Below are 18,163 nucleotides of genomic sequence, written 5' to 3'. Positions count from 1 at the left end.
TGAGCCCTCTGGTCGCTCGCTTCGCTCGCTCATGGGGAGACTCCTGTCGTCGGCAATCCGAGGGTTTCCTCGAAACCCCTTGCCAGATTGAGACATTGGACTGCTCCCCCGGCAGTGCCCTTGGTCAGGTTGTCCACGGCGGCCACCACAATGACCCGCCCGACCCGCTCGTCGACCGTCATCTGGAGTTGCACGTTGTTCGACCCCAGCACCGCACCCGTGGAGGGCCAGGAACCCTCGGGGAGTACCTGCACGAACGGCTCATCGGCATACGCCTCCTGATAGGCGGTGCGCACGGATGCGGCGGTCGCACCGGGCGCGACCGCCGCCGAGCAGGTGGCAAGTATGCCGCGCGGCATCGGCGCGAGCGTCGGGGTGAAGGACACCCGCACATCGGATCCGGCTGCGCGCCCGAGGTTCTGCTCGATCTCCGGCGTATGGCGGTGCCCGCCGCCCACTCCGTAGGGACTCATCGAGCCCATGACCTCGGCGCCGAGCAGGTGCGGCTTCAGCGATCGGCCCGCGCCGGAGGTGCCGCTGGCCGCAACGATGACCGCGTCGCCAGTGACCTGACCGGCCGCGAAAGCAGGTGCCAGCGCAAGCGAGCACGCGGTCGGGTAGCAGCCGGGCACCGCGATGCGTGACTCGCCGAGGAGGTGCGCCCGCTGTTTCTCCCCGCCGGTGGTGAGGAGCTCCGGGAGACCGTAGGGCCAGGTCCCGGCGTGCTCGCTGCCGTAGAACTGGTGCCACGGCTGCGAGTCCGCGAGCCGGAAGTCGGCGCCACAGTCGATGACCGTCACATCCTCGCCGAGTTGCCCGGCCAGCGCCGCGGACGCCCCGTGCGGCAGCGCGAGAAACACCACATCGTGCCCGGTGAGCGTCTCCGCCGTCGTCGGCCGCAGCACCCGGTCCGCCAGCGGTGCTAGCTGCGGCTGGTGCGCCGCGAGCCGGTCCCCGGCCGACGAAGCGGCGGTCACCGCACCGATCGTGACTTCCGGATGCCCCACCAGGAGGCGCAGGATCTCACCGCCGGCATAGCCACTGGCTCCGGCGACCGCGACACTCAGCACGCGAATGAATATACATGAACATGAATATTCATGCTACCTGGAACGCGCAGCGACGCTCCGCGCCTGTGTCTTCTCATTGAGCGGCCCAGAAACGCATCGAGAGGCCCAGAAATGGAGGCCGGATTTGTGGGCCCCTCGATGCGTTTGTGTGCCTTTCGATCGGAAGAGGCCCGGGAAGTGGGACGCGGGCGGAGTCCGGCGCGGAGTCCGGCGCGTGGTCAGGTACGCTGCACAGCACCTGTCGCCGTGGTGGCGGCGGCCACCGCCGCGTCCCGCGCGGCGTTCACCTCTTCGGTCGTCAGCGTCCGGTCCGCGGCCCGGAAACCCATCCGGTAGGCGAGCGACCTCTTGCCCTCACCCGCCTGGTCACCTTGGTAGGCGTCGAACAGCACGATCGACTCCAGCAGCGGCCCGGCACCCTCCCGCAACGCGGATTCCACTGCAGCCGCGGCAATTTCACGGCCGACGACGAGCGCGACATCACTGCTCGCGAGCGGCATGGTGCTGATCGGCCGGGAATGCACAGGTCGGTCACTGACCGCGATGAGCACGTCCAGGTCGATCTCCCCGGCGACCGTGCGCGCCGGCAGGCCAAGAGTCTGGACGACCTTGGGGTGCAGTTCACCGGCATGCCCGACGAAGGTGCCGTCGGCGAGCACGAACTTCGCACAGCGCCCCGGGTGGTATGGCGCGACGTCGTCGGCGGTCACCCGAACCGGCACCGCAAGCGCCTCGCAGATGCTGCGAATCCCGGAGACGGCGTCACTCCAGTCTGCGGAACGACCCGCGCCCCACCAGCCGCTGCGTGCCGACTCACCTGCTATCAACAGGCCGAGGTGACGAGGCTGCGGCGGCACCGCCGCACGGATCCGCGCCACCAGCTCGTCGCCCGGGTGGACGCCGACGGGCGACCCCGGGGCCGGCTGCTGCGGACCGTCGAGCGCGACGACCAGACCCTGCTCGAAGAGCGCGACGTCCTTGCTGCCGCGCGCAATGTTGCGCTTGAGCGAGTCCACCATCGTCGAGAGCAGGGAGATCCGCATCAGCGGCTGCTCCTCGGACAGCGGGTTGGCGATCCGCACTGTGCGGGCGCGGGCGGCATCGGCCGCCCAACCCATCGCCTCGTGCCGCTCGTCGCTGACGAACGGCGCGGACCAGATTTCCGAAAATCCTTGTGCGGCAAGCACATTGGCCACCAATCGGCGAACCTGCTGACCGTGCGTGAGTCCTCGTCCGCCAGGCGGCGTCGGCAGCACCGACGGGATCATGTCGTAGCCGACGACACGGGCGACCTCTTCGACCAGGTCGGGTCCGGTGTGCAGATCCGGTCGCCAGGAGGCCGGCGTCACCGTCCATGGCACGGACGCCCGGTCCACGGTGCAGCCGACGTCGGCCAGCACCTGCGCGACCTGCTCCTCGTCATACGGCATGCCGACCAGGGCCGGTGCGAGGGCAGGGTCGAACGCGATCGGACTCGCCGGACTCGTGCGGTCGACGTCGGTCACCCCGCCGTCCGGCGTTCCCCCGCCCAGTTCGACGAGCAGTTGCACGACGAGTTCGACGGCGGCCGGCGCGAGCTGCGGATCGACGCCCCGCTCGAACCGGCGGGACGCCTCCGACGGCAGCTTGTGCCGTCGCGCCGAGCGGGCCACGCTGATCGGGTCGAAATGCGCCCCTTCGATCAGCAGGTCGGTGGTGGAGTCGCTCACCTCGGAGTCGAAACCGCCCATGACGCCCGCGATGCCGAGGCCGCGCTCACCGCCGTCGGTGATCAACAAGTCCTCAGCGAAGAGCGAACGCTCCTGCCCGTCCAGGGTTTTCAGCCTCTCCCCAGCACGCGCGCGACGGACCACGATCGGTCCGTCGATCGTGGTCAGGTCGTAGGCGTGCAGCGGCTGACCCAGCCCGAGCATGACGTAGTTGGTGATGTCGACCGGCAGCGAGATCGGGCGCATGCCGGCTTCGGTGAGCCGGGTGGCCATCCACGCCGGCGTGGGCGCGGCGACGTCGACACCGCGGACGACCCGCGCGACAAAACGATCGCAGCCGACCACGCCGCGCAACGGTGCGCCGTCCTCGATCCGCACCGGATGCCCGCTGTCGTTGCCGGCCGGCGCCGCCGCGGCGAGCGCCGTGGCCGGGTCGGTGAAGCCGATGCCCGTCGACAGCGCGAATTCCCGTGCCACTCCCCGGATGGCGAAGCAGTAGCCGCGGTCCGGAGTCACGTTGATCTCGACGGTCTCCCGGTCCAGTCCGAGCAGCGGTATGACGTCCTGCCCGGGCGTCACCGAGAGGCCCGGGAGACGCTCGGCGAGCCGGATGATGCCGCCCGACCCGTCATCCGGCAGGCCGAGCTCGTCGGCGGCGCAGATCATCCCGGCCGAGACGTGGCCGTAGGTCTTGCGTGCCGAAATGGCAAAGCCACCAGGCAGTTCGGCGCCCGGAAGCACGACCACCACGAGGTCGCCCGCATCGAAATTGTGCGCTCCGCAGACGATGCCTTGCGGTTCGCCGGTGCCGTTGGCGTCGCCGACATCGACGGAGCACCAGTTGATCGTCTTGCCGTTCTTCTGCGGCTCCGGCGACGTGCTCAGCACCCGGCCGACGACGAGCGGCCCGGTCACCTCACCGCCGTGTAAGCCCTCCTCTTCCAGGCCGACCCGCACGAGCGCAGCCGCCACGTCGGCGCCGGTCGTGCCGGCACCCAGCTCGACATACTCCCCCAGCCAATCCAGCGGAATCCGCATCAGATCTCCATCCCGAACTGCGCGTCGAAACGCACGTCACCCTCGATCAACTCACGCATGTCCGACTGCCCGGTGCGAAACTGCAGAGCCCTGTCGATGCCCATGCCGAACGCGAACCCGGTGTAGACATCCGGGTCGATCCCGCACGCGGACAACACATTCCGGTTGACCATGCCGCAGCCGCCCCACTCGATCCAGCCGGTGCCGCTGCACGAACGGCAGTCGGGGTCGGTGCCGCGGCAGACGAAACAGCGCAAGTCCATCTCGGCCGACGGCTCGGTGAACGGGAAGAAGGACGGCCGCAGCCGGGTGGTGATGCCTTCGCCGAAGAGCTCGGTCGCCATCCGGTCGAGGGTGCCCTTCAAGTGCGCCATGGTGATGCCCTTGTCGACCGCGATGCCTTCGATCTGGTGGAACGCCGGCATGTGCGTGGCGTCCAGGTCGTCGGTGCGGTAGACCCGGCCGATGCAGCCGACATACAGCGGCACGCCGCGCTCCAGCAGGGAGCGCGCCTGCACCGGCGAGGTGTGCGTCCGCAGCACGAGACCACTGTCCTGCGGCGCGATGTAGAAGGTGTCCTGCATCTGTCGCGCGGGGTGGTCGGCGTCGAAGTTGAGCGCGTCGAAGTTGAACCACTCGGCCTCGACCTCCGGGCCTTCGGCGATCTCCCACCCCATGCCGACCAGCAGGTCCGCGACGCGCTCGCCCATCAGGTCGACCGGGTGCCTGCGGCCCAGCGGCCGGCGACCCGGCACCATCGTGACGTCCACGGCCTCCTCGACCAGGATGCGGGCGTCGCGGTCGGCCTCCAGTTGCGCCTGGCGCTCCTCCAGCGCCGCCTTGACCCGGCCACGCGCGGCGCCGACCCGCTTGCCCGCCTCGGCCTTCGCCGACGGAGGCAGCGCACCGATCTCGCGGTTGGCCAGCGAGAGCGCACTCTTGTCACCCTGGTGGGCTGTGCGAGCGGCCTTCAGCTCCTCGAGCGTCGTCGCCGCCGCGAAGGCGGCGAGCGCCTCATCGACGGCCTGCTCGACGGCGGCGGGATCGAGGGCGGCAACCTCGACGGGATCGTATGACGTGTTCGGACCTGACACGATCGGCAAGTCTAGGTCACCGCACGAAGCTCTCCGCTGCTAGCGTTCGCCCCCGGCGGCACCGTCCACCGGAAGCGTCACCCGGAAGGTCGCGCCGCGCCGCCGGTCGAGCACCTCGATCGTTCCGCCGTGTGCCCGGACCAGGCCCTGCACGACATACAGCCCGAGGCCGTTGCCGCCGTGCCGGCCCTTCGCCTGCCAGAAGCGGGAGAAGACCAGCGCGCGGTGTTCGGGCGCGATGCCCGGCCCGTCGTCGGTGACGTCGAAGCAGACGTGATCGCCGGTCGTCTCGACGGAAACCCGCACGCGGTGCTCACCGTGCTGTGCGGCGTTCTCGAGGAGATTGGACAGCACTTGGGTCAACCGGTCGGGATCGGCGTGCAGCACAACGGCACTCTCGCCGCTCGTCACGTCGAACGAAACCCCTTCGTGCCCGGCGGATTCGAGGCGCTCGATGACCGCCCGGACCAGCGCCAGGAGATCCACCGGGCTGCGACGCAACCGCAGGCGCCCCGCCTCAATGCGGGAGATGTCCAGCAGGTCGCCCACCTGCCGCTGCAACCGCGCGGCGTCGGCCTCGATCGCGTCCACCATCCACAGCTTCTGGTCATCGCGCAGGTCGGACCACCTGGTGCGCAGGGTCTGGGAGAAACCACGCACCGCGCCGAGCGGTGAGCGCAGCTCGTGCGCGACGGTCGTCACGAGCGCTGCTGTCTCTGCTTCGACGCGGTCGCGGACGGTGGTGCTGCGCATGGTGAGGACCAGCCACTGCAGCGATCTGTCGGCGCCGCCCCGGATGTGCCGGGTCGCCGCGAGCACGCTGCGGTCTCTGGAGAGGATCAGCCGCTGCTCGGGCGAGCCGGACCTGGTGTGCAGCCCGCCCCACGGGTCGTCGGCGGCCCAGTAGTTGCGCCCGTCGACGCAGGTCAGCGGCAGTGCGTCTCGGATGTCATCGCCCACCCGGTCCTGGAGCGGTATGCCGGTGAGTCGCGCCGCCCGCTGGTTGGCCAGCACCAGCCGGTGGTCGGCATCGGCAACCACCACGCCCTCGGGCAGCTGCTCCAGCAGTGCTTGGTAGAGCACCAGCGCGAGCTCCGGCTCGTACTGCTGATGACGGGGACGACGCACCGGGCGAGCCTAGTCGGCGGACGTCGCGCGGTCCGCGCTGGCGTACATGCACACGGTGGCGGCGAGGGCGAGGTTGAGCGACTCGGCGTGGCCGTGAATGGGCACCCGGACGACGTCGTCGGTCAGCTCCCGGGTCTCCGCGTCGAGGCCCCACGCCTCGTTGCCCATCAGCCAGGCGTGCGGTCCGGTGAGGTCCGCGTCGTGCAGCAGTGTGGTGCCGGCACCGTCGGCGGCGAACACGCGACGGCCACGGGCATGACAGGCCGCGATCAGTTCGTCGACCGCGCCACCGAGCGCGATCGGCAGGTGCCACAACGACCCGGCGGTGGAGCGCACCACCTTGGGGTTGTAGAGATCCACGCTCGCATCGGACAGCAGCACGGCACGCGCGCCCGCCGCGTCCGCCGACCGGATGACGGTGCCGGCGTTGCCCGGATCGCGCACCTGCGCCAGCACGACGACGAAGCCGCCGTCCGCCGCGAGTGCCTCGGCCACCGGGACGTCCACCGGACGGCATACGGCAACGATTCCCTGCGGGTGCTGGGTGTCCACCAGCGCGCTCATCACGGCCGGATCGCACTCGTGGACGTGCAGCTGCGCGGTGCGAGCGAGCTCGACGAGGTCTCGGTGACGGTCCGCGACGGAGCCGTCGACATACAGGTCGAGGACCGTGTGCGGGGCGAACCGCAAGGCCTCACGGACGCTCTGGGGGCCGTCGGCCACGAAGCGTCCGGACCGCTGACGCGCAGCACGCCGGCCCAGTGCCCGGACCGCCTTCACCCGCTCGGAACGAGGATTGGTGAGGACGGACATGGGGACGGACCGGCGTGGCTGTGTGCAGTGTGTGCGGATCGATGCGTCAGGCGACCGAGTCGGCCTGGGCGTCGGCGGTCGCGGGGACGTTGGCCCTGGCGATCTCGACGAGCGCGGCGAAGGCCGGGGCGTCGTTGACGGCGAGCTCGGCGAGCATGCGACGGTCGACCTCGACCTCAGCTGCCTTCAGACCCTGGATGAAGCGGTTGTAGGTCATGCCGTTGGCGCGGGCGCCGGCGTTGATCCGCTGGATCCAGAGGCGACGGAAGTCACCCTTGCGGGCGCGGCGGTCGCGGTAGCTGTAGCCGAGGCTGTGGGTGACCTGCTCCTTCGCCTTGCGGTACAGGCGCGAACGCTGTCCGCGGTAGCCGCTCGCCTGTTCCAGGACGGTGCGGCGCTTCTTCTGGGCGTTGACTGCCCGCTTCACGCGTGCCACGTGAGTCTCCTTCTCAAATTCTGGGGGTAGTAGTGAAGCAGGGCTTACTTGCCGAGCAGCTTCTTGATCTTCTTGCTGTCGGCGGGCGACGCCTCGACGTCAGGCACCAGGCGGCGGGCCTGGCTGCTGGTGCGCTCCTGGAACTTGTGCACGTGGCGTGCACGCTGCCGGATGACCTTGCCGGACCCGCTGATCTTGAAACGCTTCTTGGCGCCACTGTGGGTCTTCATCTTCGGCACAGCCGAATCTCCTTCGTTACGTGGTGTACCCGTCCCGCCAGTGGACGGAACTGGCTGCAAACTCGCGCCGGGCGCGAGAGGTCGTCTCTTTCAGGCTTCGGCGCCGGCGGTCTGCTCCGCGTGCGCCTGCTCGCGCCGGCGACGGCCTTCGGCCCGCGCCTCTGCCTTCTTCTTGGTCGGTCCGAGCACCATGATCATGTTGCGGCCGTCCTGTTTGGGCGCGCTCTCCACGAAACCCAGCTCCTGGACGTCGTCGGCAAGACGCTGCAGCAGCCGGAAACCGAGCTCCGGCCGGGACTGCTCTCGTCCGCGGAACATGATGGTCACCTTGACCTTGTCGCCGGCCGACAGGAAACGCTCGACGTGGCCCTTCTTCGTGCCGTAGTCGTGCGGGTCGATCTTCGGACGGAGCTTGATCTCCTTGATGACCGTGTTGACCTGGTTCTTGCGCGACTCGCGGGCCTTCATGGCCGCTTCGTACTTGAACTTGCCGTAGTCCATGAGCTTGGCCACAGGCGGCTTGGCCATGGGTGCGACCTCGACCAGATCAAGGTCTGCTTCGGCGGCCAGTCGCAGCGCGTCCTCGACGCGCACGATGCCGACCTGCTCTCCGTTCGGACCGACCAACCGCACTTCCGGGACCCGGATGCGGTCGTTGATACGGGGCTCAGCGCTGATGTGAAGCTCCTTCGTTCGTGATGATGCTGTGGGCGGGAAACGAAGAAAGGCTCCTCGTCACCCATCGGGTGCTCGAGAAGCCTCAGCCTGCAGCACAATGCGCACTGAGAACGGCACCGACGTCACACGACGCCTGCCCGCCTGTGCGGCACTGGACCGGACCTGGCGACCTGACGGTCGCACGAGGTGGAAGCATCAGCTTCTCTTGCACACTGGCGCGGCGCGCGGCCGGACCAGTCGGTGTTGTGATGCTATCAGCGACTTCGGCTCAGGCGAAATCCACAGGAATCGGGCGTTCCGCTCACATCTCGATCTAATAACATTTGTTGTTGCTGCAGGCTGCGTCCACACCCTCCCCCCGAAGGAGATGCAACCCCGATATGCGCACGAGACTACGTCGCGCCGCCATCGGTGTCGCCACCCTGGTGGTGACCACCGCCGTTGCCGCCTCCGGGCAGGCCTCGGCACACGCGAACCAACAGGCCAGCATTCCGACGGCTGTGCAGAGTTCCGGTTCGTCGATCGTCGGTGTCATCTTCCGGCCCGGCTCCGACGACCAGGTGTGCACCGCGACCGTGATCAATTCGCACACCCAGAATCTCGTGCTGACCGCCGCTCACTGCCTGACCGGGTCCGGCGCGGGATGGAGGTTCGCGCCCGACTACCACTCCGGCAAGGCGCCGCTCGGCACGTGGACCGCCACCGGGGCCTATGCGCTGCCCGGCTGGCTGTCCGGCCAGGACCCGCAGGAGGACATGGCCATCCTGAAGATCGCGCCGCAGACGATCGCGGGGAAGCAGCGCACGCTGCAGTCGGTGACCGGTGCTGCCGACATCGGGCTGGCGCCCGCGACCGGGCAGTCCATCACCGACATCGCCTACAACAACGGCTCCGGAGAGCCGATCGCCTGCACGACACAGGTCTACTGGACCGGCAGCTCCACCAGCTTCGACTGCCACGGATATATCGGCGGTAGCAGCGGCAGCCCGTGGCTCGTCGCCACCGACGCCAACCCCAGGGTGGTCGGGGTCATCGGTGGGCTCAACCAGGGCGGCTGCGAGGAATCCACTTCGTATTCCTCGGCCTTCGGCAACAACATCATCTCCCTCTGGCTGCACGCCGAGGGCTCACCGGACGGTGACGTCCTGCCGGCCGCAGGGTCCAGCGGCTGCTGACCGGTGGCCTCAGTCACTCGTGACGTGCCGCAACGCCTGCGACAGCGCCGGGGCGAGGTCTCCGCGACCTGCCACCTCGACCTGATCCACTCCGAGCCAGCCACCGAGCTCGCGCAGCGAGCGCACCAACTCCGGCGCCGTGTGCTGCGGTGCGTGCGGCTCGGCATAGGCGCCGAGGACCTGTAGCACGCCACAGCGGCGGTCGGCCTTGAGGTCGACCCGCGCGACGATGCGGTCACCGAGAAGGAACGGCAGCACGTAGTAGCCGTGCACTCGCTTCGCCTCGGGCACGTAGATCTCGATGCGGTAGTGGAATCCGAAGAGGTCTTCGGTGCGTTCGCGCCGCCATACCAGCGGGTCGAAGGGACTGAGCAGCGCCCGGGCCGTGACGCGCCGGGGCACGGCCGCGTCACGGTGCAGGTAACCCTGCCGCCGCCAGCCCTCAACGCTCACCGGCCGCAGCTCGCCCTCGTCAACGAGCGATTGCAGCGCTGGACCGACCTGGTCACGGTGGGCGGGCGACTCCTGCATGCGGAAGTAGTCACGCAGATCGAACGCGGTTGCCACGCCATACGACCGGGCAGCCCGCCGGAGCAGCTCGCGGGCGGCGTCGAGCGGGGTGGGCTCCGGCTGGTCGAGAATCGCCTGCGGCAGCACTCGCGCGGGCAGGTCGTAGACGCGCTCGAAGGCGGCGTTGCGGCGGGCGACGCTCAACTCGCCGGCGAAGAAGAGGAACTCCAGCGCCTGCTTGGTCTTCGACCAGTTCCAGCCCCAGTTGACCCGGGCTCGGGGCAGCCCGTCGTCGAGATCCCGGGCCGTGGCCGCACCGCCGGCCTCGATCTCGCGCAGCAGGGCCGCCGGCAGGCCGGCGTCCTCGGGCAGCCCGAACCACTCGTGGCCTCGCGCCCGGTGGTGCTGCATGCGATGGGTCATCACCGGCCACAGCTCAACGGGCATGTACGCCGCGCAGTGCGCCCAGTATTCGACCAGCCGCCGCGGGGCGCGGCCCGCCGCCCGGTCCAGCAGGCTCACGTCATAGGCGCCCATCCGGGAGAAGAGCGGCATGAAGTGCGCGCGCTGCAACACGTTGACCGAGTCGATCTGCAACAGGCCGGTGCGCCGCACGGTTCGCGTGAGAGTGCGCATCGTCGGAGGTTGATGGCGCGGATCGCGAAATCCCTGCGCCGCCAGGGTGATCCGGCGTGCCTGCGCGACCGAAAGCGAATCCGTGCCGGGTGCTGCACTCACTCCGGTGACTTTAGCCCGGAGCACCGACCTACCAGCCCGGCGACCCGCGTTGCGCCGACCGGCCGGCTATGCCGCCAGCGCGTGCCCGCGGACCCGGCTGCGGTGCAGGTGGAGGGCGACGTAGCCGGCCAGCGCGACAACCGCGCCGAGAGCGGACACCAGCAGGAAGCCGCCGCCGAAACCCCAGCTGTCGATCGCGGCCCCGGCGACCGGGGCACCCAGCGCCGAGCCGGCAGTCATGAACGAGCCGTGCCAGCCCAGCGCTTCCCCGCGGGCCACCGAGGGCACGACACGGCTGACGGCGTCCACCGTTGCGGTGATCGTCGGGGCGCAGAACACCCCGGAGATCAGGGCGAGCCCGGCCAGTGACCAGGTGCCCGTCGCAAACGCCATCGGCGCGGTGGCCACGGCCAGCCCGAGCAACAGCAGGAACGGCTGGACGGGACGCGACATCGCACCGTAGACCAGGCCGCCGATCAGCGAACCCGCGCTCCACGGCACCAGCACGATGCCGATCGAGCTCACCGCACCGAAATCGCGCATCGCTGCCACGATCGAGACATCGCTGCCGCCGAGCACGATGGTGGCCGCGGCCGCCGCGGCGCAGATGGCGAGGAATCCGGCCCGGAACCACGCGCTGCGCGGCACGACCTGACCTGCTGCGTCGGTCTCCGAAACCGCTGCACGCAGTGGCGGGTTCACGGCATACAGGACGACCCCGACGAGCACCCCGAGCATCTCCAGCCCGAAGAGCACGATCCGCGTGTTGAATGCCGTGGCCAGCCAGACGGCCGCGACCGGACCGACCATGAACGACAGCTCGACGCTGATGCCGTCGAGCGACAGACCGGTGCGCCGCTGCTGCTCGGGCACGGCCGCGATCACGCCCTGCCGGATGATCGAGAAGGTGGGCACGACGAACAGACCGCCGATCGTGGCCAGCACCAGCAGCATCCAGTAGCCGACGAACGGCGCGATCGCCCAGCAGACTGCACTGACGACCAGCGACGGCAGGACCACCCGCCGCAGCCCGAGCCGGTCCAGCAGCTTGCCGCGCCACGGGCCGGAGACCGCGATCGCAATGGTCGACGCGGCGGCGACCAGACCCGCCTCCGCATAGGAGCGGTGCAGTGTCTGCACGACGTGCAGGGTCAGCACGACCCCGGCCGAGAAGATCGGGATCCGCAACAGGAAGCCCAGCAGGAGCACCCGCCGGGCGTCGGTGATGCGCAGGACGTTCTGGTAGGGGCGCAAGGACATGCGGGGGTCACTCCTTCGAGGGTGCGGGGTCGCTGGACGCGGACCTGGGACTTCCGAAACCAATACTTCCATATCGAAATTCCCAAAGCGAACGGATAACCGTCGTGACGCACGGATTCGCGTGTGAGACCCAGCACACCGAGCGCGCCCGACGGCGTGGACGCCCGCCGGCGACCACACGGGCCGAAAGCGCCTGGCACATCGCGGCTTCCGGGCCGGGAATTATCCGGAGCGTTCCTCCGTTATGCCTGGCATCCACCCCAAAGCCAACCCGCGGAAGGACCACGGATTATGCCAGTGCCCTCTTCTCAGGTCGTGCGCCGCACGACCTCGAAACTGCTGGACCAAGTGCGTCGCGAGTCAGTTGTCCGCACCGATGAACACTCATCGCGGCGGCCGGGGCAGCCGAGGCGCATGCGCCCGTATGCCGAGCAGCTGGCTTTCGAACGCGGACAGGACTGACGCACAACGCTTTTCGCACCCCGGGTGTTGCCGTCGTCAATCGACGGCAGCCCCGGGGTGCGTCATCGTGAGCACGTCGCGATAGCGCCGCGCGACCTGCGCACCTGCTTGTGCGTCGGCAGGTTCGACGGTCGCGGCGAGTGGCACCGGCCACTGCGGCGGCTCCGCCGCACCCGAGAGCGCCCACGCTGCCTGGCGGGCGGCGCCGAGCGCGACGTACTCGCCCGGCTCCGGGACGACGACCGGCACTCCGAAAATGTTGGCAGCCGCCTCGCGCACTGAGCCGGCCGCGGCTGCGCCACCGATGAGGAGCATCCGGCGAGCGTGAATCCCGTTGCGCGCCAACGCATCGAGGCAGCCTCTGAGGTTGCACAGCATTCCTTCGACATACGCGCGCGCGAAATGCGCCGGGGTCGAATTTGCCCTCGTCATACCGGTGAGGGTGCCGTGCGCTGTCGGCAGGTTGGGTGATCGTTCGCCATCCAGGAACGGCAGCAAGGTGAGTCCGCCGGCTCCGATTGGTGCCTGCGCCGCAAGCGCATCCAGGCCTGCGAGATCGACATCCAGGGTCGTGGCCGCGGCGACCAGCACCCGAGCCGCGTTCAAGGTCGCGAGGAGCGGCAGGTGGCGACCGGTCGCGTCGGCGAAGCCCGCCACGGCGCCGCTCACGTCGCCGACGGAGTCGTCGTGCACCGTGAAGACTGCACCGCTGGTGCCCAGCGACACGACCACGTCCCCAGGAGCGATGCCCAGGCCGAGCGCCGCCGCAGCATTGTCACCGGTCCCTGCCGCCACCAGCATCCCGCCGGCTGTGCTGCCCGCGGCCTCTGCGGGCCCGAGCACGCGCGGCAACCCGACCTCGCGGCCGAACGCCAGCCGCAACAGGTCCCGGCGGTATTCGCCGGTCACCGGCGACCAGTACGCGGTGCCCGATGCGTCGCCCCGATCTGTGGTCCAGCCTTCGAAACCGTTGCCGGCAGCCAGGATCCGGCCGGTGAGCCAGTCATGCGGCAGCACGACCGTCTCGGTGCGCGCGGCATTCCCGGGCTCGTTCTCGGCCAGCCACCGAAGCTTTGTCGCGGTGAAGCTCGCGACCGGCACGAGGTCGACGGCATCGACCCACTGCGCGGCGCCACCCAGCTCCTCGATGAGCTGCTCCGCCTGCGGCGCGGAGCTCGTGTCGTTCCAGAGCATCGCCTCCCGCACGGGGTTCTCCTCCGCGTCGAGAGTCACCATGCCGTGCTGCTGCCCACCGACCGCGAGTGCACTCACCCCGTCCAGCAGGCCATCGGCGGACGCCTCCTCGAAAGCTGCCCACCAGGCGCGCGCGTCGACCTGGGTGCCCTCGGGGTGACGCGCGCGGCCCTGCCGCACGAGTCGCCCCGTCATGGCCTCGCACACCACGATCTTGCACGACTGGGTCGAACTGTCGACTCCGGCCACCAGCGGCTCACCCGTCCGCGACGCACCCATGGCGGCGAGACTACGCGGAATTTGTCATCATCGGTGAACCGTCTATGCTCGCTAGTTAGTTAAGGCTTGCCTAATACCTGGGAGAATCATCCGTGCTCGCGACGTTTGTGATCGGCCTGCGCGAGGGCCTCGAAGCGGCGCTCATCGTCGGCATCATCGCCGCGTTCCTGAAGAAGAACGGCCGGCCGCTGCGCACCATGTGGATCGGCGTGGTGGCAGCCATCCTGATCAGCATCGCTGTCGGGGTCGTGCTCAAGGTGGTCGAATCCGCGCTCCCGCAGCGGCAGCAGGAACTCATGGAGACGGTGATCGGCTCGGTCGCCATCTTCTTCGTGACCGGCATGGTCATCTGGATGAGCACGCACGCGCGGGGGCTCAAGCGCGAGATCGAGTCCGCGGCCCAGAGTGCGCTGGGTGCCGGCACCTCTCGTGCCCTGGTCGTCATGGCGTTCCTCGCCGTCCTCAAGGAGGGCTTCGAGACCGCGGTCTTCCTCCTGGCGACCTTCCAGGCGTCGAGCAACACCAGCAGCGCGGTAGTCGGCGCGGTTCTCGGCATACTGTGTTCTGCCGCAGTCGGTTTCGGCCTCTACACCGGCGGAGTCACCCTCAACCTGGGCAAATTCTTCAAGGTCACCAGCGGCTTCCTCATCCTCATCGCGGGCGGCCTCACGGTCACCGCGCTGCGCACGGCCCACGAAGCCGGCATCCTGAACGCCGGCCAGGGCCGCACGGCCGACCTGAGCTGGCTCGCCCCGAGCGGGTCGATCCGCAGCGCCGTGTTCACCGGGGTGCTCGGCATCCCTGCCTACCCACGACTGATCGAGGTCCTGGGCTGGTTCCTGTATGTCGTGCCGATGGCACTGATCGTCTACTGGCCGGCGCGGCACCGGCCGAATGCGCAGCAGAGCGTCCGGCTGAAACTCGCCCTGGCCGCGGGGTGTGCCGTGGCAGCGGGCGTCCTGGTCGCCGTAGTGCCGACCGCGACGCTGCGCACGCCGGACGCTGCACCGGTCGTGGACGGTTCCGGGGCGAAGGCCGGCGCCATCCGGTTCGAGAGCGCCGCTCTCACCGGGCCGGGAGCGGCCGAGCGCCATACCTTGCAACGGGTCGGTCCGCGGAATCTCAACGGTGTCAAGGCTATTCACTACACTGCGCGGCCGGCCTCGGCAGCGGCGCCACCGGCGACGCTGACGCTCGCGCAAGTCAGCGCACTCAACGGCAATCGCCTCCCGGTCGGCATCGACCCCGGCCTGAATCCCGGACCGTTCGACGCGAAGTGGCAGCGCAGCGAGGCCGTGGACGTCTCCACCGTTCACGGTCGGCTGTATGACGCGACCCGCCGCGCCCACCTGTCGGTGACGCTCAGTGGCGGCGGCCTCACCACGGCGCGCACGCTCACCGTGTCGCCCGGCGCGAACCTGCCGTCCGGAGTTTCCGATCCCGGCGCCTCGTGGACCGTCGCCACGTCATACGTCGACGACTTCGGGACCGCACTCAGCCGCTACGCCAGCGACCAGGACGCGGTGAAGTTCTGGGGCCGCGTCGCTCCTGTCGGCCTGCTCGTCACAGCAGCCGCCCTCGTCGTCGCCGCGCTGCGCGCGCGCCGGCGCCTGCAGCCCGTCCGATCCACCCCGTCCGCGACCGTGGGCACCCCGTCACCAAGGAGCAGTTCGAATGCATAACACCATCCGCCACCTGACACGCGTCGGTGGAGTCTTCGCCCTCGGGCTGTCGCTGGCCGCATGCGGCTCCGGCAGCAGCCGTAGCAGCGGCAGCGGTTCCAGCGCGAGCGACTCCACCGGCGGCTCGGCCGCGACCGGAGCCGCCTCCGGTGCCCCGGTCACGGGCGGCGCCGCACAGGTCAATGTCACCCTGACCAGCAGCGGCGGCTGCGAACTCGACCACGCCAACGCCAAGGCCGGCCCCGTCACCTTCACGGTGACCAACAAGGACGCGACCGCGATCACCGAAATCGAGTTGCAGGCCGACCAGCGCATTCTCGGCGAGAAGGAGAACCTCGCCCCGGGTCTGGCGCCGGTCACGTTCACCGTGACGCTCGCGGGCGGCAAGTATCAGCTCTACTGCCCGGGAGCGGACACCGAGAACGTGCCGTTCACCGTCTCCGGCAAGGCAGCCCCGACTGCGACCGGCTCCACGGCCGCCCTCCTGAAGCAGGGCACCACGGGGTACGCCGGGTTCGTCGACCAGAACGTCAAGGACATGGTGACCGCGGTCGGCGCGCTGAAGACTGCCGTCGACTCCGGCGACGTCGCGAAGGCGAAGAAGGCGTATGCCGGTGCTCGCCCCTACTACGAGAAGATCGAATCGGACGTCGCCGGGTTCGTGCTGCCCGGCTTCAAACCGGGCGACAACGCCGGGAACCTCGACTATCTGATCGACATGCGGGCGTCCAACCTCGACCCGAAGGTCGGCTGGCACGGCTTCCACGCCGTCGAGCGCGACCTGTGGCAGGGCGGCAAGATCACCCCGCAGACCAAGAAGTACGCCGCAGAACTGCAGACGAACGTGACCAAGCTGAGCGGCCTCGCCGCGGGACTCACCTACAAGCCGGAGGACCTGGCCAACGGTGCCGCCAGCCTGCTGGAGGAGGTGCAGACCAACAAGATCAAGGGCGAGGAGGAGAAGTACAGCCACCTCGACCTCGTCGACTTCGCGGCCAACGTCGAGGGTGCGCAGCAGGCATTCGCGTTCCTGAAGCCCGGCCTGACCAAGATCGACCCTGCCCTCACCGCCACGGTCAGCAAGCAGTTCACCAACGTGAACAACGCACTCACGCCATACCGCGACGGCACTGAGTTGGGCGGATTCAAGCCGTGGACGGCCCAGCGGCGCGCCAAGGACGCCGCATCGCTGAGCAAGACGGTGCAGGCGCTGCAGGACCCGCTGTCCCAAATTGCGCAGAAGGTGGCGACGGCACGTTGAGCGCCCCCCAGGACTCGGCTCCAGAGGCCGGCTCCGTTCCCCGCCGCCGGCTCTTCCAGGGAGCCGTCGGCGGGGCCGCGGCCGGCGCGCTCGCGGTCGGCGGAGCATGGGCAGTCGAGGGCAGCCGGTCCTCGGGTATGTCGGACCCCGCCGACAAGGACGCGATCGACCTCACGACGCAGTACCCGCTGTACGACCAGGCCGAGCCGGCCGGCATCCGGACCCCGCCACAGCGGTATGCGATCTTCATGACGTTCGACATGTCGGCCGGGACCGTGGCGACCGACCTGCAGTCGCTGCTCGCGCGCTGGACCGCGGCGAGTGCGCAGTTGATGGCAGCGCAGCCGATCGGCCAGGTGCAGCCCACCTCGGACATGGCCGTCGGACGTGACACCGGCGAGGCGCTCGGGCTCGACGCGGCCAGCCTGACGGTCACGATCGGTCTCGGGCCGGGCCTGTTCGACACGCGCTTCGGCCTGGCGGGGAAACGGCCAGCGCTGCTGACTCCGCTGCCCGCGCTGCCGAGCGACAACCTGTCGGCGGGCACCAGCGGCGGCGATCTGTCGGTGCAGGTGTGCTCGGACGATCCGCAGGTGTGCTACCACGCGGTGCGCAACCTGGCCCGAATGGCCCGCGACACCGTGCAAACCCGGTGGACCGTCATGGGTTTCGGCCGGGCGTCGGCCGGTCAAGGGCAGCAGACGCCGCGCAATCTGCTCGGTTTCAAGGACGGCACCCGCAACATCTCCGAGGCGGCCGACTTCGCCACGTACGTCTGGTTGCGGGACGCCGGCTGGATGACCGGCGGGACTTATCAGGTCGTGCGCAAGATCGAGATGAATATCGAGACCTGGGACGCCGACCGCGTCAGCGACCAGGAGAAGATCTTCGGCCGCGGCAAGTCCGCAGGTGAACCCCTCACGGGGAACAAGGAATTCGACACCCCGCAGTTCGCCGCACAGGGGAAGGACGGCAAACCGGTCATCGCTCCGACGTCCCACATCGCGCTGGCTGCGCATGAGAACAACGGCGGGGTCAAGATCCTGCGGCGCAGCTACAACTACACCGACGGCATCAACGAGTTCGGCCAGCTGGATGCAGGGCTGTTGTTCATCTCCTACCAGAACAACCCCGCACACTTCGTGCAGCTGCAACGCAAGCTGGGCGCCGGTGACCTGCTCAACGAGTACATCAAGCACGTCGGGTCGGGGCTCTTCGCCATACCGCCCGCGCCGAAGGCCGGTCACTACATCGGCGAACAGCTCTTCGCTCGCTGATGGTCTACCGGCTACCGGCGGTAGGTGCCCCGGTCGGTGGGGCCCTGGTCTGCGCTTCTCAGCGGACCAGGTGGGTGGTGGCTTCCAGCACCTGCACCTGCTGTACTGGACCCGTGACCG

The 18,163-nt window shown here is 69.3% G+C and carries 15 protein-coding genes; 4 read left to right on the top strand and 11 right to left on the bottom strand.

All coding sequences use genetic code 11. The annotated features are described in order from the left end of the window. Positions 1-29: 29 nt before the first annotated feature. From argC to infC, 8 genes are all read right to left on the bottom strand, one after another. Positions 30-1,070: an N-acetyl-gamma-glutamyl-phosphate reductase gene (gene argC / locus EFY87_RS19115; protein ID WP_123273080.1), complete on the bottom strand. Its 1,041-nt coding sequence runs from the start codon at positions 1,068-1,070 to the stop codon at positions 30-32. A 218-nt stretch (positions 1,071-1,288) separates the two neighbouring features. Then, positions 1,289-3,817: a phenylalanine--tRNA ligase subunit beta gene (pheT, locus tag EFY87_RS19110; RefSeq protein WP_123273079.1), complete on the bottom strand. Its 2,529-nt coding sequence runs from the start codon at positions 3,815-3,817 to the stop codon at positions 1,289-1,291. Then, positions 3,817-4,911 (bottom strand): phenylalanine--tRNA ligase subunit alpha, encoded by a 1,095-nt coding sequence (pheS, locus tag EFY87_RS19105; RefSeq protein WP_123273089.1) that lies wholly within the window; start codon positions 4,909-4,911, stop codon positions 3,817-3,819. Before pheS ends, pheT begins: the two co-directional genes overlap by 1 nt. Before the next feature lie 39 nt (positions 4,912-4,950). After that, entirely contained in the window at positions 4,951-6,039 is a 1,089-nt protein-coding gene (locus tag EFY87_RS19100) for a sensor histidine kinase (RefSeq protein WP_123273078.1), read from the bottom strand. A gap of 9 nt (positions 6,040-6,048) precedes the next feature. Then, a complete protein-coding gene (locus tag EFY87_RS19095; protein ID WP_123273077.1) occupies positions 6,049-6,852 on the bottom strand; it encodes a TrmH family RNA methyltransferase in 804 nt (267 codons plus the stop codon). A 46-nt stretch (positions 6,853-6,898) separates the two neighbouring features. Further along, entirely contained in the window at positions 6,899-7,288 is a 390-nt protein-coding gene (gene rplT / locus EFY87_RS19090; RefSeq protein ID WP_123273076.1) for a 50S ribosomal protein L20, read from the bottom strand. A gap of 44 nt (positions 7,289-7,332) precedes the next feature. Then, the gene (rpmI, locus tag EFY87_RS19085) at positions 7,333-7,527 is read right to left on the bottom strand and encodes a 50S ribosomal protein L35 (protein ID WP_123273075.1); all 195 of its coding nucleotides are present in this window, start codon (positions 7,525-7,527) and stop codon (positions 7,333-7,335) included. 90 nt (positions 7,528-7,617) lie between these two features. Then, positions 7,618-8,160, bottom strand: coding sequence for a translation initiation factor IF-3 (gene infC / locus EFY87_RS19080; RefSeq protein WP_245988763.1), 543 nt, complete (start codon positions 8,158-8,160; stop codon positions 7,618-7,620). 425 nt (positions 8,161-8,585) lie between these two features. Here infC and EFY87_RS19075 point away from each other — a divergent pair, with 425 nt between their 5' ends. Beyond that, positions 8,586-9,380: a trypsin-like serine peptidase gene (locus EFY87_RS19075; RefSeq protein WP_123273073.1), complete on the top strand. Its 795-nt coding sequence runs from the start codon at positions 8,586-8,588 to the stop codon at positions 9,378-9,380. 9 nt (positions 9,381-9,389) lie between these two features. Here the strand turns inward: EFY87_RS19075 and EFY87_RS19070 are convergent, their stop codons facing one another. The 3 genes from EFY87_RS19070 to EFY87_RS19060 form a co-directional block, all read right to left on the bottom strand. Then, positions 9,390-10,628, bottom strand: a complete 1,239-nt coding sequence (locus EFY87_RS19070) for a winged helix-turn-helix domain-containing protein (RefSeq protein WP_245988760.1) — start codon at positions 10,626-10,628, stop codon at positions 9,390-9,392. 66 nt (positions 10,629-10,694) lie between these two features. Continuing rightward, entirely contained in the window at positions 10,695-11,888 is a 1,194-nt protein-coding gene (locus EFY87_RS19065) for an MFS transporter (protein WP_123273072.1), read from the bottom strand. A gap of 498 nt (positions 11,889-12,386) precedes the next feature. Beyond that, positions 12,387-13,823, bottom strand: a complete 1,437-nt coding sequence (locus EFY87_RS19060) for an FGGY-family carbohydrate kinase (RefSeq protein ID WP_123273071.1) — start codon at positions 13,821-13,823, stop codon at positions 12,387-12,389. Positions 13,824-13,915: 92 nt separating this feature from the next. Between EFY87_RS19060 and efeU the strand changes: the two genes are divergently transcribed. From efeU to EFY87_RS19045, 3 genes are read left to right on the top strand one after another with little or no spacing between them, the layout of a single operon-like run. Further along, complete coding sequence (gene efeU / locus EFY87_RS19055) at positions 13,916-15,505, top strand: iron uptake transporter permease EfeU (protein ID WP_123273070.1); 1,590 nt, start codon at positions 13,916-13,918, stop codon at positions 15,503-15,505. After that, on the top strand, positions 15,498-16,766 hold the full coding sequence (efeO, locus tag EFY87_RS19050; RefSeq protein ID WP_123273069.1) for an iron uptake system protein EfeO: 1,269 nt from the start codon (positions 15,498-15,500) through the stop codon (positions 16,764-16,766). Before efeU ends, efeO begins: the two co-directional genes overlap by 8 nt. Beyond that, positions 16,763-18,043: a DUF7405 family protein gene (locus EFY87_RS19045; protein WP_123273068.1), complete on the top strand. Its 1,281-nt coding sequence runs from the start codon at positions 16,763-16,765 to the stop codon at positions 18,041-18,043. The genes efeO and EFY87_RS19045 overlap by 4 nt, the downstream gene beginning before the upstream one ends. Positions 18,044-18,163 lie beyond the last annotated feature (120 nt).

Source organism: Flexivirga caeni (genome assembly GCF_003724155.1).
GTDB lineage: Bacteria > Actinomycetota > Actinomycetes > Actinomycetales > Dermatophilaceae > Flexivirga > Flexivirga caeni.
This window is presented reverse-complemented; position numbering and strand designations above follow the sequence as displayed.

Coding starts and splice junctions, on each gene's coding strand:
- EFY87_RS19075 (WP_123273073.1), top strand. CDS start 8,586: ATGCGCACGAGACTACGTCGCGCCGCCATCGGTGTCGCCACCCTGGTG.
- efeO (WP_123273069.1), top strand. CDS start 15,498: ATGCATAACACCATCCGCCACCTGACACGCGTCGGTGGAGTCTTCGCC.
- EFY87_RS19060 (WP_123273071.1), bottom strand. CDS start 13,823: ATGGGTGCGTCGCGGACGGGTGAGCCGCTGGTGGCCGGAGTCGACAGT.
- EFY87_RS19065 (WP_123273072.1), bottom strand. CDS start 11,888: ATGTCCTTGCGCCCCTACCAGAACGTCCTGCGCATCACCGACGCCCGG.
- pheT (WP_123273079.1), bottom strand. CDS start 3,817: ATGCGGATTCCGCTGGATTGGCTGGGGGAGTATGTCGAGCTGGGTGCC.
- EFY87_RS19095 (WP_123273077.1), bottom strand. CDS start 6,852: ATGTCCGTCCTCACCAATCCTCGTTCCGAGCGGGTGAAGGCGGTCCGG.